The sequence below is a fragment of the Nocardia sp. NPDC059236 genome (assembly GCF_042754085.1).
Lineage (GTDB): Bacteria > Actinomycetota > Actinomycetes > Mycobacteriales > Mycobacteriaceae > Nocardia.
Genome location: NZ_JBHZAF010000090.1, coordinates 729 through 1227, shown reverse-complemented (window position 1 = coordinate 1227; position 499 = coordinate 729). Strand labels below are relative to the sequence as shown.

Sequence of the window (499 nt, the reverse complement as noted above, 5' to 3'; positions counted from 1 at the left end):
GATCACCACCGGCCACTGCAAGACGGCGAACCTCGACTTCAGCTCCTCGCACGGTATGGGCGAGGGCGACCTCGTCGTCAGCCTCAAGAACACCGGCGGCGACGCCTGCACGCTCAAGGGCTTCCCCGGCGTCGACCTCCGCTCCCAGGACGCCGCCAAGCCCCTCAGCGCGAAGCGCAGCAACCTCGCCGCTCCGGCCGTCGCCCTCCAGTCCGGCGAGACGACCCGCTTCACGCTCCACTACCCGCCGAACAACACCGGCGGCACCGGGGCGTACGTCAGCAGCATGGTCGTCACCCCGCCCAACGAGACCCACTCCAAGAACCTGTCGGTCAGCATCAGCCTCCCGGTCCAGGTGGGTGCGGACCAGAAGGTCACGGTGGACCCCGTCGGCACCGGCAAGCAGTAGGAGCCGAGGCGGGAAGGCACGCCACGCCGTCCCCGTCGCGGCTGCGTGCTTGCCGGGACACGGCAACCGCTGTCCCGCCCAGGCTGCCGT

1 protein-coding gene is annotated in these 499 nt (G+C 70.5%); it reads left to right on the top strand.

The window, feature by feature from the left end:
• The coding region (locus ACFXIV_RS48085; protein WP_379421562.1) for a DUF4232 domain-containing protein at positions 1-409 on the top strand (409 nt) is incomplete at its 5' end.
• Positions 410-499 lie beyond the last annotated feature (90 nt).